We start from the raw sequence: 14876 nt of genomic DNA, 5'->3' as shown, positions 1-14876 counted from the left end.
TATACGGTGCACCTGTTAATGGCGGGCGCTTGCGATGTTTACGGCATGTTGCGAAGTCCTCACCCGGTCGGGGCGGCGCAGCCGGTGGGCGGCGGCAGCCCGTTCGGTGTGCACGGCCGTCAGCGCCCGCGCCCGTTCCGCGTCGCCGCGCGCCACCGCGTCCACGATCGCGCCGTGCTCGATCCAGGACTCGACGGGCTTGGCGGGCTGCTCGACGGCGTACATCCAGGCGATCTTGTGCCGCAGCTGGGTGAGCAGAGCGATCAGCCCCGGACTGCCGGAGGCCTGGGCGAGCGTCTCGTGGAACCAGCCACCCAGTGAACGCAGATCCTCGCCCTGACCACGGCGGGCCCGCTCCTGCCCCAGTCTGACCAGGCCACGCAGCACCTTGAGATGTGCCTCGGTGCGGCGCTGGGCGGCGCGCGCCGCACCCATGGGCTCCAGCAGCATCCGGATCTCCAGAAGGTCGGCGGCCTCCTGCTCGGTGGGCTCGGCGACACAGGCGCCGGCGTGGCGGCGGGTGGTGACGAAGCCCTCGGACTCCAGCGTGCGCAGGGCCTCGCGCACCGGGACCCGGGAGACGCCGTAGCGGCGTGCCAGCTGCTCCTCGGTGAGCCGGCTGCCGCGCTCGAATACACCGGAGACGATGTCGTCGCGGATCGCCGTGCATACCGAGTGCGCGGGAATGCGCATGACCGAACCTCCGCTTTAATCCGCGCGAAACGCAGCCGATTGACGTCTGTTCGGTGACTCTATTGCAGTGGGCGGGATTTTCCGATGGGAGACCGGAATCCATGGATATCTTTTGGCCAGAACTCCGGTGGGGCGGCAAACGCCGAAGGCCCCGGCGGTGAGCCGGGGCCTTCGGGGAGCAAGCGGGACCGGGCATCGGCCCCGTCGTCGGATCAGACGTTGACGCCGTGCGCGCGCAGGTACGCGACCGGGTCCATGTCGGAGCCGTACTCGGGGCTGGTGCGGGCCTCGAAGTGGAGGTGCGGACCAGTGGTGTTGCCGGTCGAGCCGGAGTGGCCGATCCGCTGGCCCGGAGTCACCGACTGGCCTACCGAGACGCTGATGGACGAGAGGTGGCCGTACTGCGTGTACGAGCCGTCGTTCATCTTGATCACGACGTTGTTGCCGTACGCGCCGCCCCAGCCGGCCTCGACGACGGTGCCGGAGCCGACCGCGTGCACGGTGGTGCCGGACGCGGCGTGAAAGTCGATGCCGGTGTGGCTGCCGGAGGACCAGATGGAGCCGCCGGTCTTGTAGCCCGTCGACACGTACGAGTGGGATATCGGCGCCACGAAGGAGTTGAGGCGCTTGCGCTCGGCCTCGCGGGCGGCGCGCTCCTTGGCCTGGCGGGCCTCCTTGGCCCGGGCCTCGGCCTTGCGCTTCGCCTCGGCCTTCGCCTTGGCCTCGGCGGCCTCGTGCTTCTGCGCGGCGGCCTGGTCGGCGATCTGCTCGGCGAGGGAGTCGGCCGCCACGATCTGGGTCAGGCCGGTGTCCTCGACGGTGGTCGCGCCGGTCTCGGCGGCGAGTGCCGGGGAAGCGAGGGTTCCGATGACGCCGGTGGTGGCGAGAGCCGCGACGCCGGCGATGTTCGCCCTCTTGCGCGTCATTCGGCTCGGGGCACGGTGCTTCCCGGTGGCACGGGTGAACGCCATGAAGTGGCTGATCCTTTCCTTCCTTCTCGCCTACCGGGTTAGCTGACGGGTTCGGAGCAGGAAGGTCTCCTACAGGCCCCTCCGCAGGTGCGAAGGCGCCCGATTCACCCCAGGGACTGAGTGGGTCCCCGGCTCCCCAGGCTCGCGCCAGACGGGGACTCGGCGATGACTGTCCGATGCCGCGGATGCGGCGGGCTACTGGCGGACAGCCGGACCGACGCTAGGCGGGCCGTCTTTCAATCGCCAAACAGACAGGCCCTTTTGTAGCGCACGCCACAGGGCAGACAGGCAACCTCTCCAACAAAACGGGCATAAGGCGGAACCCCGGCACCACAAGGGATGCCGGGGTTCCGCTTGTCCGTTTTGAGTTGTCTGCCGGATATCCCCAATCAGCCTGTGACAACCGTCACTTCGCCGATGCCGAGCGCCTTGACCGGCTCCTCGATCTGCGAGGCGTCACCGACGAGCACCGTGACAACACGGTCCACCGGGAAGGCGCTGACAGCCGCGGCCGTCGCCTCGACGGTGCCGGTCTCGGCCAGGCGTACGTACAACTGCGCCTGGTAGTCGTCCGGGAGGAACTGCTCGACCTGGTCGGCGAGCGTGCCCGCGACGGAGGCGGCCGTCTCGAACTTCAGCGGGGCGACACCCACCAGGTTCTGCACGGCGACATCGCGTTCGGCGTCGGTCAGACCTTCGGCCGCGAGCGTACGCAGCACCTTCCAGAGGTCGTCCAGCGCCGGTCCGGTGTTCGGGGTGTCCACGGAGCCGCTGATGGCGAGCAGCGAGGCGCCCGACCCGTCGGGAGCGGAGCGCAGCACCTGGCCGAAGGCCCGTACGCCGTAGGTGTAGCCCTTCTCCTCGCGCAGCACGCGGTCAAGGCGCGAGGTGAGAGTGCCGCCAAGGCAGTACGCACCGAGCACCTGGGCCGGCCATACGCGGTCGTGGCGGTCCGGGCCGATGCGGCCGATCAGCAGCTGCGTCTGGACGGCGCCGGGACGGTCCACGATGACCACACGGCCGGTGTCGTCGGCGGTGATCGGCGGTTTGGGACGGGGCGCGGCGCTGTCGCCCTTCCAGGTGCCGAGTGAGTCGGCGAGCACGGCGTCCAGATCGACGTCCGTGAGGTCGCCGACGATCACCGCGGTGGCGGTGGCGGGCCGGACATGCGCCGCGTAGAAAGCCCGTACGGCCGCGGAGTCGATACGGGCGACCGTCTCCTCCGTACCCTGGCGGGGGCGCGACATACGCAGGGAGGCCGGAAAGAGCTCCTTGGAGAGCTCCTTGGCCGCACGGCGGGCCGGGTTGGCCGTCTCGTGCGGGATCTCGTCCAGCCGGTTGCGTACCAGCCGCTCCACCTCGTTGTCGGCGAAGGCCGGCGCGCGCAGCGCCTCGGCGAGCAGACCGAGCGCCTTCGGCAGCCGGGAGACCGGGACCTCCAGGGAGACGCGGACACCCGGGTGGTCGGCGTGCGCGTCGAGGGTGGCACCGCAGCGCTCCAGCTCGGCGGCGAACTCCTCGGCGGTGTGCTTGTCGGTGCCTTCCGACAAGGCGCGCGCCATGATCGTGGCAACGCCGTCGAGGCCCTCCGGCTCGGCGTCCAGCGGGGCGTCGAGGCAGATTTCGACGGCCACCACCTGCTGGCCCGGGCGATGGCAGCGCAGCACGGTGAGGCCGTTGTCCAGCGTGCCGCGCTCGGGGGCCGGGAACGCCCAGGGGCGGGCGGCGCCGGCCTTCGGCTGCGGGTGGAACTCCATGGTCACGGCAGCGTCGCTCACTGGTCCGCTCCTTCGCGCTCGTCGTTCTCGTCGCTGTCGCTGTCGCCGTCGCTGTCGCCGTTGTCCGCGGAGAGGGGCTCGTAGACCAGCACCGCCCTGTTGTCCGGGCGCAGCCGGGCCTTGGCGACTGCCTGCACCTCTGCGGCGGTGACGTCCAGCACCCGCTGCACGGCGGTCAGCGCCAGCTGCGGGTCGCCGAACAGCACGGCGTACCGACACAGTTCGTCGGCGCGGCCGGCGACCGTGCCGAGCCGGTCCAGCCACTCGCGCTCCAACTGGGCCTGCGCCCGCTCCATCTCCTCGGGCGTGGGACCCTCCGCGGCGAACCGCGCCAGCTCCTCGTCGACCGCGGCCTCGATCTGCGGCACCTCGACACCGCCGGAGGTCTTGACGTCCAGCCAGCCCAGCGAAGGGGCGCCGGCCAGCCGCAGCAGACCGAAGCCGGCCGCGACGGCCGTCTGGTCACGGCGCACAAGGCGGTTGTGCAGCCGCGAGGACTCTCCGCCGCCGAGGACGGTGAGCGCCAGGTCAGCGGCGTCGCTCTCGCGCGTGCCGTCGTGCGGCAGGCGGTAGGCGGCCATCAGCGCCCGGGCCGGGACCTCTTCGACGATCTCCTCGCGCAGCTGCTCGCCGATGATCTCCGGGAGGGAGCCGTCGCGCGGCGGCTGCTTGCCCTCGTGGGACGGGATGGAGCCGAAGTACGTCTCGATCCAGGCGAGCGTCTGCTCCGGGTCGATGTCGCCGACGACCGACAGCACGGCGTTGTTCGGCGCGTAGTACGTACGGAAGAACGTGCGCGCGTCCTCGAGGGTCGCGGCATCCAGATCGGCCATCGAGCCGATCGGCGTGTGGTGGTACGGGTGGCCCTCCGGGTAGGCCAGAGCCGTCAGCCGCTCGAAGGCCGTGCCGTACGGGACATTGTCGTACCGCTGGCGGCGCTCGTTCTTGACGACGTCACGCTGATTCTCCATCGACTCGTCGTCGAGAGCCGCGAGCAGCGAGCCCATGCGGTCGGCTTCCAGCCAGAGGGCGAGCTCCAGCTGGTGCGTGGGCATCGTCTCGAAGTAGTTGGTGCGCTCGAAGCTGGTGGTGCCGTTCAGCGAGCCGCCGGCTCCCTGAACCAGCTCGAAGTGGCCGTTCCCCTTGACCTGGCCCGAGCCCTGGAACATCAGATGCTCGAAAAGGTGAGCAAGGCCGGTACGGCCCTTGACCTCGTGGCGCGAACCTACGTCGTACCAGAGGCAGACCGCGGCGACCGGGGTCAGGTGGTCCTCGGAGAGCACCACGCGCAGGCCGTTGGCCAGGCGGTGCTCGGTCGCTGTCAGGCCGCCGGAACCGGCCTGCGCTGTGGCCGTGTGACCCATGGGCATGTACGTCCCTTCGATCGCGATATGGAGAAGTCCTGCCACTGTATGCAAGCGATCTGACACCTGGCGAAGTTCCCGGCCGAGAACGGCCCAACGACGGGTCGAGGTCGGCGTTGTCAGAGGCTCGGTCCACAATGGTCCGCGTCAGAACCTGAGTACTGCCCCGCACAAGAGCGAGAAGGAGCCGCAGCCGCGATGGCCCGCCGCAGCACGAAGACCCCGCCGCCGGACGACTTCGAGGAGAAGATCCTCGACATCGACGTCGTCGACGAAATGCAGGGCTCCTTCCTCGAGTACGCGTACTCGGTGATCTACTCCCGGGCCCTGCCGGACGCCCGCGACGGTATGAAGCCGGTGCACCGCCGCATCGTCTACCAGATGAACGAGATGGGCCTGCGCCCCGACCGCGGCTATGTGAAGTGCGCCCGTGTGGTCGGCGAGGTCATGGGTAAGCTGCACCCGCACGGCGACGCGTCGATCTACGACGCCCTCGTGCGGATGGCGCAGCCGTTCTCGATGCGCCTGCCGCTGGTCGACGGCCACGGCAACTTCGGCTCCCTCGGCAACGACGACCCGCCGGCCGCCATGCGGTACACCGAGTGCCGGATGGCAGATGCCACCAGCCTGATGACGGAGTCGATCGACGAGGACACCGTCGACTTCCAGTCGAACTACGACGGCCAGGAGCGGGAGCCGGTCGCGCTCCCCGCCGCCTACCCGAACCTGCTGGTCAACGGCTCGTCCGGGATCGCCGTCGGCATGGCGACGAACATGCCGCCGCACAATCTGGGCGAGGTCATCGCCGCCGCCCGGCATCTGATCAAGCACCCGGGCGCGGACCTCGAGACGCTGATGCGCTTCGTCCCCGGGCCCGACCTGCCGACCGGCGGCCGGATCGTGGGCCTGAACGGCATCAAGGACGCGTACGAGTCCGGCCGCGGCACCTTCAAGATCCGCGCGACGGCCTCCGTGGAGGACGTCACGGCGCGCCGCAAGGGCCTGGTGATCACCGAACTGCCCTTCACGGTCGGCCCGGAGAAGGTGATCGCGAAGATCAAGGACCTGGTCTCGGCGAAGAAGCTCCAGGGCATCGCGGACGTCAAGGACCTCACCGACCGGCAGCACGGTCTGCGGCTGGTCATCGAGGTCAAGAACGGCTTCATCCCCGAGGCCGTGCTGGAGCAGCTCTACAAGCTGACGCCGATGGAGGAGTCCTTCGGCATCAACAATGTGGCGCTGGTGGACGGGCAGCCGCTCACCCTGGGGCTCAAGGAGCTGCTCGAGGTCTATCTCGATCACCGCTTCGAGGTCGTGCGGCGGCGCAGCGAGTTCCGGCGGGCCAAGCGGCGCGACCGGTTGCACCTGGTCGAGGGCCTGCTTGTCGCGCTTCTCGACATCGACGAGGTCATCCGGCTCATCCGGTCGAGTGACAATTCCGCGCAGGCCAAGGAGCGGCTGATCGAGCGCTTCTCGCTCAGCGAAATCCAGACTCAGTACATTCTGGACACTCCGCTCCGCCGGCTGACCAGGTTCGACCGGATCGAGCTGGAGAGCGAGCGAGACCGGCTCAACGGCGAGATCGACGAGCTGACCGGGATCCTCGACTCGGACACCGAGCTGCGCAAGCTGGTCTCGACCGAACTGGCCGCGGTGGCGAAGAAGTTCGGCACCGCGCGGCGCACGGTGCTGCTGGAGTCGGCAGGTACACCGCTCGCCGCGGTGGCGCTGGAGGTCGCGGACGACCCGTGCCGGGTGCTGCTGTCCTCGACCGGCCTGCTGGCCCGCACCGCCAATGGCGAACCCCTGGCGCACGAGGGCGGAAAGCGCACCAAGCACGATGTGATCGTTTCGGCGGTGCCGGCGACACAGCGCGGCGATGTGGGCGCTGTGACGTCAGCCGGGCGGCTGCTGCGGCTCGCGGTGATCGACCTTCCGCAGCTTCCGGACACGGTGTCCTCGCCCAATCTGTCGGGCGGTGCGCCGGTCTCGGAGTTCCTGTCGCTGGAGGAGGACGAGACGGTCATCTGCCTCACCACGCTCGACGAGTCCTCGCCGGGCCTCGCGCTCGGCACGCTGCAGGGTGTCGTCAAGCGCGTCGTCCCCGACTACCCGGCGAACAAGGACGAGTTGGAGGTCATCACCCTCAAGGAAGGTGACCGGATCGTCGGCGGGACCGAGCTGCGTACGGGCGAGGAGGACCTGGTCTTCATCACCTCCGACGCCCAGCTGTTGCGCTACCAGGCCTCGCAGGTGCGGCCGCAGGGCCGGGCGGCCGGCGGCATGGCCGGCATCAAGCTGGCGGACGGCGCCGAGGTTCTCTCGTTCACGGCGGTCGACCCGGCCGGCGACGCGGTGATCTTCACCATCGCGGGCTCGCACGGCACGCTGGACGACTCGGTGACGACGTGGAAGCTCACCCCCTTCGACCAGTACCCGCGCAAGGGGCGGGCCACGGGCGGCGTGCGCTGCCAGCGCTTCCTCAAGGGCGAGGATGTGCTGGTGCTGGCCTGGGCGGGCGCGGCACCGGCCCGTGCGGCGCAGAAGAACGGCGCACCAGCCGAGCTCCCGGAGCTGGACCCGCGGCGGGACGGCTCGGGTACGCCGGTGACGTCGGCGGTCGCGGTGTTGGCGGGCCCGTTGAGCTAGTCGAGCTGCTGGAGCGCGGTCTCCGCCGGGTCCGCTGTCTCATCCGGTTCGGCCGGTACGTACCGCAGGACGCCCCATATGCTCCGCTCGTCGGGGGCGTCCTGCGGACCGGACTGCGCGCAGGACTCCAGCTGCTTGCGCAGCGCCCCGGCGTCGACGCCCGAGCCGATCAGCACGAGCTGCGTCAGCCGCTCCTCGCCGGGCACCCAGCGTGACGGGTAGAACCGCAGAAACCGGCCGACGGCATGGACGGCGTACCGGTTGTCCGGGTCGGCAGTCCCGAAGTCGACGAATCCCTTGATCCGGTAGAGCCCTTCGGGCCTGGAGTCGAGGAAGTCCATGAGCCGGCGCGGGTGCATGGGCGCGTCCGCCGTGAAGGCGAGGCTCTCGTACGCGGCGTGCAGATGGTCCGTATGGCCGTGGTCGTGGTCGTACTCGTCCGCGTACAGGTCCTCGAAGGACAGCTGGCGTACCTTCTCCGGCCGCTCCTGCCGCGCCGCGGAGTCGAAGAGCATCTGCGGGTCGACCCGCCCGTGTTCCACAGTGATCGCGGGCGTGCCCGCACCGAGCTCGACGAGCGTCCCGAGCACTCGTGCCAGTGCGTCCGGCTCCACCCGGTCCGCCTTGTTCAGAACGACGAGATCCGCGATCGCGAGATGCCGGTCGATCTCGGGGTGCCGCGCCCGGGTCGCGTCGAACTCGGCCGCGTCTACGACCTCGACCAGTCCCCCGTACACGATGCGCGGATTGTCGCTGGCCAGCAGCATCCGTACGAGCTCCTGCGGCTCGGCAAGCCCACTGGCCTCGATGACGATGACGTCGATACGCGCGGCGGGCCGGGTGAGCTTCTCCAGATAGTCGTCCAGCTCACTCGCGTCGACGGCACAGCACAGACAGCCGTTTCCGAGGGACACGGTGGAGCCGACCTGCCCTGCGACGGTCATGGCGTCGATCTCGATGGAGCCGAAGTCATTGACGACGACACCGATGCGGGTGCCGCCGTTGCGACGGAGCAGGTGGTTGAGGAGGGTGGTCTTGCCGGATCCCAGAAAGCCCGCAAGGACGACGACGGGGATCTGCGGCTTGCTCAAGGGGGCACCTCGGGGATTCTCGACTGCGGCGGGGGCTCCCCAGGATATGGGCGCGGCGCGAAGTGAACGGTTGTTAGCGGCGCGCAGCGGGCACACATGGGACACGGCCCACGGATATACGCCACCGCGTTCCCTCTGTGCGCCGTTTTCTCCGCCTCCCGGCCGATCAGAGCCGCTCGGCACTCTGGGAGTCGGTACACGCAGTCACCGGCCTCCACATCGGTCGGTCGCCTGTGAATCGGGGGTTGACATGAGCACACAGGGGAACGGCAACCGGGGTGTCATCGCCGGTGTCGCGGTTGTCTTCCTGAGCGCATTGGCGGTCATCGGACTGGTCGCTGCGCTCAGCCTCGCCATCAGCGCCACGATGAAGGAACTCGCGCCCGACACGGACGTCTCTGCCGCCAATGCGGTTTTCTCCGGTCTGGCCTTCGGCGCGGTGATCGTCGCCCTGGTGATTCAGCACCAGCAAATGCACCGCCAGAACAGCAACCTGAGCACCCAGCTCGAGCACATGGAGCAGGCCAACAGTTTCCAGCGCCGCGCCGACATCACCAACCAGCAGCGACTCCATTTCGAGCTGCTGAGCAAGGCGATGGACGATCCGGACCTGGCTGCTGTTCTGGACACCTACGACGCCGCGTTATCGCCGGTGAAGCAGCGCCAGTTCCTCTACGCCAATGCCCTGTACCAGCACGTTCTGCACGCCTACCGGATCGGGGCGGCAAGCGAGGACGACGTCCGGGGACACCTTCGAGTGATTTGCCGGAACCCCATCTTCCGCGAGTTCTGGGCTGCTACAAGGGACCATCGCGCCAGCGTGAGTTACGAATCGCAGGAGGCCTACCTGGGGCGGCTGGTCGATCGCCTCATCAACCGTCAGGGGGATGACGGCCGTGGCTGGTGGGCCGACTGACGCTGCGTGTGTGATCTTGACATAGAACGGCGATTCATCGCACCCCTACCACCCTCCGAGGATCCCCCAATTGAAGATCGTGCGCCGGATCGGAGCATCTCCCCGTCAGCGCGGAAGCATGTCAGGACAAACATGCCCGGACATCTTCGAGCTGAGTGACGGCAACTTCGCCGTCATCGGCACAGACGCCACGGAGGTGCTCGACCATGAGCTCCCCTCCGACGCAGGACGCGCCGACTACGAGCGGATCGTGATCATCAGTCGCGACACGCTCATCAGAGCGAAGGCAGACATCCCGGACGCTTGATCGGCGCAGGGACCCACACGTGCTCGGCGCCCACAGGTGCCGAGCACGTTGTCGTTCACGGTCTGCCTGTCAGGAGCGACAGGCCTCCACTTCACTGAACTGCGGCGCCGGCCAACCGGTGTTGGCCGTGACCGTGAGCCGCAGATGGCGCGTCGTGGTGCCGGCCTCCTTGGCCTGCACCTTGCCCGCGTCGACGGCCCGCTGGAAGGCGGCGGTCGAGTCCGCGGCGCCGCTCCCGTCGGCACCGTGGTCCGTCACGGACAGAGATCCCGCGGGTCGGCCGACGGGCGCGGAGACCTGGAGATTTCAGAAAGAACGTTCGGCCCTCTACCGTTCCTAGGCATGAGTCCCGTACCGACCGCTCCCGCCCGGCGCCGGCGGTTCGGCTGGCCGCAGCGGGTCTTCTCCCAGGTCCTGCTGATGCAGCTGGCCATCGCCACCGGTGTCACTGTGCTGGCCACCGGCCTCTTCCTCGCCCCGCTCAGCGCACAACTCGACGATCAGGCGATGCGCCGGGCGCTCGCCATCGCCCAGACCACCGCTTCCCCGGAAGTCGCCGACGAGCTGCTCGGCTCACGGCCGACGGCCGGTGGTCCGGTTCAGGCCAAGGCCGAGCGGATACGACAGGCGACCGGCGCCGAGTATGTCGTGATCATGGACAGGCGTGGCGTGCGCTGGTCCCACACCGCCCCCGAGCAGATCGGCCGGGTCGTCTCCACCGATCCCAGCGACGCCCTCGCGGGCAACGAGGTGCTGGAGATCGACAGCGGAACGCTCGGCCGATCCGCCCGTGGGAAGGTGCCACTGCGGGACAGAAGCGGCACGATCGTCGGCGCGGTATCGGTCGGTATCGAGTACGACAGCGTGCGCGCCAGGCTGCTGGCGGCGATCCCGGGACTGCTCGCATATGCCGGCGGGGCCCTGGCTGTCGGAGCCCTGGCCGCCTATCTGATCTCCCGCAGGCTCCAGCGGCAGACCCACGACCTGGCCTTCTCCGATATCTCCGCTCTGCTGGCGGAGCGCGAGGCAATGCTCCACGGCATCCGGGAAGGAGTCGTGGCGCTCGACGCCACGGGCAGGATCCGGCTGATGAACGACGAGGCACAGCGGCTGCTCGGCCTGGGCGACGAGGCGATGGGGCTGCCGCTCGACGAGGTCCTCGGCGACGGCCGCACCACCGATGTACTGGCGGGCCGCGTCACCGGCGAGGACCTGCTGACCGTGCGGGGCAGCCGGGTGCTGATCGCCAACCGGATGCCGACCGACGACGGCGGCGCCGTCGCCACCCTGCGCGACCGCACCGAGCTGGAGCAGCTGGGCCGCGAGCTGGACTCCACCCGCGGCCTGATCGACGCCCTGCGGGCGCAGGACCATGAGCACGCCAACCGGATGCACACCCTGCTCGGGCTACTCGAGCTAGAGATGCACGAGGACGCGGTGGAGTTCGTCACCGAGGTGGTCGGGGTGCACCGGGCCACCGCGGAGCAGATCACCGAAAAGATCCACGACCCGCTGCTCGGCGCGCTGCTGGTGGGCAAGGCGACGGTGGCGGCGGAGCGGAGCGTATCGCTGCGTATCGCGCCCGGCACGCTGCTGCCGGACCGACTGGTGGACCCGCGCGGTCTGGTGACGGTCGTCGGCAATCTCGTGGACAACGCTCTGGACGCGGCCGGCGGCTCCGACGACCCGCGGATCGAGATCGAGCTTCGTGCGGAGGGCCGTACGGCCGTGCTGCGGATCGCGGACAGCGGTCCCGGAGTCCCGCCCGAGCAGCAAGAGTTGATCTTCACTGAGGGCTGGTCCACCAAGGAACTTCCGGTCCACGGCAAGCGCGGTCTCGGGCTGGCGATGGTGCGCAGGCTTGCGGAGCGGCAGGGCGGCAGCGCGCGAGTACGCGACGCGGCGGGCGGGGGCGCCGAATTCACCGTCGTACTCCCGGAGGCGCTGACCGAGCCGGGGCTGGCCACCGCCGAGGGGGCGCGATGACCGAGGGGGCGCGATGACCGAGGGACGTGCCGAACAGCCGGCCAAGGACCTGATCGACGTATTGGTGGTGGACGACGACGTCCGGGTCGCGGAGATCAACGCGGCCTATGTGTCCAAAGTGCCGGGCTTCCGGGTCTCCGCGACGGCGCACTCGGCCGCCGAGGCGCTCGCCCGGATCGCCGACAGGCCGGTGGATCTGATCCTGCTCGACCACTATCTGCCGGACGGGAACGGTCTTGCGGTCGTACGGGAGCTGCGTCGGCTCGGCCACCAGACCGACGTGATCATGGTGACAGCGGCGCGTGATGTCGCCACCGTCCAGGCGGCGATGCGCCATGGCGCGCTGCAGTACCTGGTGAAACCGTTCAACTTCGCGGGTCTGCGCACCAAGTTGGAGGCGTACTCCATGCTGCGCCGCACTCTGGAGGGCGGTGGCGAGGCGGAACAGGCGGAGGTGGACCGTATGTTCGGGGCCCTGTCGGCCGGTTCCGTCGCGCCCGACCTGCCCAAGGGCCACTCGCCGACCACCGCCGAGCTGGTACGCCAGGTGCTGCTGACCGCCGAGGGGCCGCTCTCCACCCAGGAGATCGCAGAACGGGCGGGCGTGAGCCGGCAGACCGCGCAGCGCTATCTGAAGCTGCTGGAGCGGACAAGCAGAGTGCGGCTCAGTCTCAAGTACGGCGAGACCGGCCGTCCGGAGCACCGCTACGTGTGGTCCTCGCGTGCCTGATTCTTGAACCACTGCGGCCCGCAACATCAAGCCCGTCCGGGCCAGCTTTCAAGCCCACCCGGCCGTCTTCAAGCCCGTCCGGGCCACCTTCAAGCCCTTCCGGCGATTGAGGACAAACGGCCCCAGGCGTACCCGGGCTCACACCGCTCCCGCACCTGTCAGCGCCCGCACCTCCGTCTCCGCGTGCTTCGCCCCGTCCGGCTGCTCCGCCGAGGTGGCGGTGCCGATCCAGCCCGCCAGGAAACCCAGCGGGATGGAGACCAGGCCGGGGTTCTGCAGCGGGAAGACATGAAAGTCCACGCCCGGGAACAGCGCCTCTGGGCTGCCCGAGACGACCGGCGAAAGCACCACCAGGAGCAGGGCCGGGACCAGCCCTCCGTACACCGACCAGACCGCCCCACGCGTGGTGAAGCTCCGCCAGAACAGCGAGTAGAGCAGTACGGGCAGATTGGCGGAGGCGGCGACCGCGAAGGCCAGGCCCACCAGGAACGCGACGTTCAGGTCCCGGGCGAGCAGGCCGAGCGCGATGGCAGCCAAGCCGATACCGGCCGCGGCAAGACGGGCGACCGCTACCTCACTGTGCTGTCTGGCGTGGCGTCGGCGGAGCGAGGCGTACAGATCGTGGGCGACGGAGGCGGAGGAGGCGAGGGTGATTCCGGCAACGACGGCAAGGATCGTCGCGAAGGCCACGGCCGCGACCACCGCGAAGAGAACGGTGCCACCAGTGGATCCCGCTCCTCCGCCGAGGTCCAGCGCGAGCAGCGGAACCGCGGTGTTCCCTGCGGCGTTCGACTTCCGCACCTCGTCGGTGCCGACCACCGCGGCAGCACCGAAGCCGAGCACGATCGTCATCAGATAGAAGCTGCCGATGAGACCGATCGACCAGACGACCGAGCGGCGGGCGGCCCGCGCGGTCGGCACGGTGTAGAAGCGGGACAGGATGTGCGGCAGGCCGGCCGTGCCCAGAACCAGCGCCAGTCCGAGGCTGATGAAGTCGAGGCGCGCGGTCCAGTCCCCGCCGTACTTGAGGCCGGGCGAGAGGAAGTCCTTGCCGTGGCCGCTGCGTTCGGCTGCGGTGTTGAGCAGTTGGTTGAAGTCGCCGTGGAAGCGCGTCAGTACGAGCACGGTCATCACGATCGCGCCCGCCATCAGCAGCACGGCCTTCACGATCTGGATCCAGGTGGTGGCTCGCATCCCTCCCAACGACACATAGATCACCATCAGGGCACCCACGCCGATCACGGTCCACGAGCGCGCGGCCTCGCTCGTACCGCCGAGCAGCAGCGCGACCAGGCTCCCGGCTCCCACCATCTGCGCCACCAGATAGAGAACGGACACGGTGACCGAAGAAGTTCCCGCGGCGATACGGACGGGCCGCTCTCTCATCCTCGAGGCAACGACATCGGCGAGGGTGAACCGGCCGCAGTTGCGCACGAGTTCGGCAACGAGGAACAGAACCACCAGCCAGGCGACCAGGAAGCCCACGGAATAGAGCATCCCGTCGTAGCCGAACAGGGCGATGAGGCCGGAGATCCCGAGGAAGGATGCGGCGGACATGTAGTCGCCGGCGATGGCGAACCCGTTCTCCATGGGGGAGAAGAGCCGCCCGCCGACGTAGAACTCCTCTGCCGAGCCACGCCTGTTGTGGCCCACCCAGCTGGTGATGCCGAGAGTGACCGCGATGAACGCGCTGAACAGCAGCAGCGCCAGGGTCTGGTGGTCGTCGCTCAACGCTCGGTCCCTCGTGCCGTCTCCTGTGCCCTCGTCTGGTCATACACGGTCCAGCGCAGATCCAGGGCCGCGCGGTCCCTTCGCAGCCGGGCATGGCGTGCGTACGCCCAGGTCAGCAGGAAGGTGGTGAGGAACTGTCCGAGGCCCGCGACCATCGCCACATTCACCGCTCCCGCCACCGGCCGGGCCATCAGGCCGGGAGCGGTGGTGGCCGCGACGACATACGCCAAGTACCAGACGAGGAAGGCGAGAACGGCGGGGCCGACGAACCTCCGGTAGCGGCTGCGCACCTCCTGGAAGGCGGCGCTGCGCTGCACTTCCAGATAGATGTCGGCCGCGCCCGGTCCGGCACTCCCCCGGTTCGCGCGCGGGTCCGGCACGACGGGCGTGGGCGCGCCCGTGCCTTCCAGCTCGCCCCAGCCGGAGGCCAGCGCGTCGTACCACGGGTCGTCGAGCCGCACCGCAGCGGCGTCCCGCCCTTCCTGCTTCTCCACCGATCAGCTCTCCTTGTCAGCGAACCGTTTCAGCTCGCATGCCCAAGGATGGACAGAGCGGGAAGATCCCGGACTCTTCTCCTGCCCGTCTTCACCCCATCAGGTGATGCTTGTCCCGGTTGGCTGCGCGAGTCCCACGCGGTAGGAGCCGGAACCGGGATCGGAC

Annotated in this window: 13 protein-coding genes and 1 riboswitch; of the genes, 5 read left to right on the top strand and 8 right to left on the bottom strand. The window is 69.2% G+C overall.

From position 1 onward, the window contains the following. Positions 1 to 15: 15 nt before the first annotated feature. The 4 genes from OG735_RS31490 to OG735_RS31475 form a co-directional block, all read right to left on the bottom strand. Positions 16 to 693: a GntR family transcriptional regulator gene (locus tag OG735_RS31490; RefSeq protein WP_327326514.1), complete on the bottom strand. Its 678-nt coding sequence runs from the start codon at positions 691 to 693 to the stop codon at positions 16 to 18. Between the two features lie 212 nt (positions 694 to 905). After that, complete coding sequence (locus OG735_RS31485; RefSeq protein ID WP_327326513.1) at positions 906 to 1664, bottom strand: M23 family metallopeptidase; 759 nt, start codon at positions 1662 to 1664, stop codon at positions 906 to 908. A 13-nt stretch (positions 1665 to 1677) separates the two neighbouring features. Further along, positions 1678 to 1839, bottom strand: a riboswitch (cyclic di-AMP (ydaO/yuaA leader). A 214-nt stretch (positions 1840 to 2053) separates the two neighbouring features. Next, positions 2054 to 3442: a M16 family metallopeptidase gene (locus OG735_RS31480; protein WP_327326512.1), complete on the bottom strand. Its 1389-nt coding sequence runs from the start codon at positions 3440 to 3442 to the stop codon at positions 2054 to 2056. Continuing rightward, positions 3439 to 4812 (bottom strand): M16 family metallopeptidase, encoded by a 1374-nt coding sequence (locus OG735_RS31475; RefSeq protein ID WP_327328518.1) that lies wholly within the window; start codon positions 4810 to 4812, stop codon positions 3439 to 3441. Before OG735_RS31475 ends, OG735_RS31480 begins: the two co-directional genes overlap by 4 nt. A gap of 192 nt (positions 4813 to 5004) precedes the next feature. Here OG735_RS31475 and OG735_RS31470 point away from each other — a divergent pair, with 192 nt between their 5' ends. Further along, positions 5005 to 7455 (top strand): DNA gyrase/topoisomerase IV subunit A, encoded by a 2451-nt coding sequence (locus OG735_RS31470; RefSeq protein WP_327326511.1) that lies wholly within the window; start codon positions 5005 to 5007, stop codon positions 7453 to 7455. On the opposite strand, the gene OG735_RS31465 is transcribed toward OG735_RS31470, so the two are convergent. After that, positions 7452 to 8546: a CobW family GTP-binding protein gene (locus OG735_RS31465; RefSeq protein ID WP_327326510.1), complete on the bottom strand. Its 1095-nt coding sequence runs from the start codon at positions 8544 to 8546 to the stop codon at positions 7452 to 7454. The genes OG735_RS31470 and OG735_RS31465 overlap by 4 nt on opposite strands. A gap of 250 nt (positions 8547 to 8796) precedes the next feature. On the opposite strand from OG735_RS31465, the gene OG735_RS31460 reads away from it, so the two are divergent. Together OG735_RS31460 and OG735_RS31455 are read left to right on the top strand one after the other, a co-directional pair. After that, complete coding sequence (locus OG735_RS31460; protein ID WP_327326509.1) at positions 8797 to 9462, top strand: DUF6082 family protein; 666 nt, start codon at positions 8797 to 8799, stop codon at positions 9460 to 9462. Between the two features lie 70 nt (positions 9463 to 9532). Further along, positions 9533 to 9769 (top strand): hypothetical protein, encoded by a 237-nt coding sequence (locus OG735_RS31455; protein WP_327326508.1) that lies wholly within the window; start codon positions 9533 to 9535, stop codon positions 9767 to 9769. Between the two features lie 69 nt (positions 9770 to 9838). Here OG735_RS31455 and OG735_RS31450 read toward each other — a convergent pair whose 3' ends face one another. After that, on the bottom strand, positions 9839 to 10027 hold the full coding sequence (locus OG735_RS31450) for a hypothetical protein (RefSeq protein WP_327328652.1): 189 nt from the start codon (positions 10025 to 10027) through the stop codon (positions 9839 to 9841). Positions 10028 to 10111: 84 nt separating this feature from the next. On the opposite strand from OG735_RS31450, the gene OG735_RS31445 reads away from it, so the two are divergent. Both OG735_RS31445 and OG735_RS31440 read left to right on the top strand, forming a co-directional pair. Further along, positions 10112 to 11755, top strand: coding sequence for a sensor histidine kinase (locus tag OG735_RS31445; RefSeq protein ID WP_327326507.1), 1644 nt, complete (start codon positions 10112 to 10114; stop codon positions 11753 to 11755). A 49-nt stretch (positions 11756 to 11804) separates the two neighbouring features. Then, a complete protein-coding gene (locus OG735_RS31440; protein WP_327328517.1) occupies positions 11805 to 12485 on the top strand; it encodes a DUF7342 family protein in 681 nt (226 codons plus the stop codon). 138 nt (positions 12486 to 12623) lie between these two features. On the opposite strand, the gene OG735_RS31435 is transcribed toward OG735_RS31440, so the two are convergent. Both OG735_RS31435 and OG735_RS31430 read right to left on the bottom strand, forming a co-directional pair. Next, positions 12624 to 14216, bottom strand: a complete 1593-nt coding sequence (locus OG735_RS31435) for a solute symporter family protein (protein ID WP_327326506.1) — start codon at positions 14214 to 14216, stop codon at positions 12624 to 12626. Then, entirely contained in the window at positions 14213 to 14710 is a 498-nt protein-coding gene (locus OG735_RS31430) for a DUF485 domain-containing protein (protein WP_327326505.1), read from the bottom strand. The genes OG735_RS31435 and OG735_RS31430 overlap by 4 nt, the downstream gene beginning before the upstream one ends. Positions 14711 to 14876 lie beyond the last annotated feature (166 nt).

Source organism: Streptomyces sp. NBC_01210 (assembly GCF_036010325.1).
In the GTDB taxonomy this organism is placed as follows: domain Bacteria; phylum Actinomycetota; class Actinomycetes; order Streptomycetales; family Streptomycetaceae; genus Streptomyces.
This window is presented reverse-complemented; position numbering and strand designations above follow the sequence as displayed.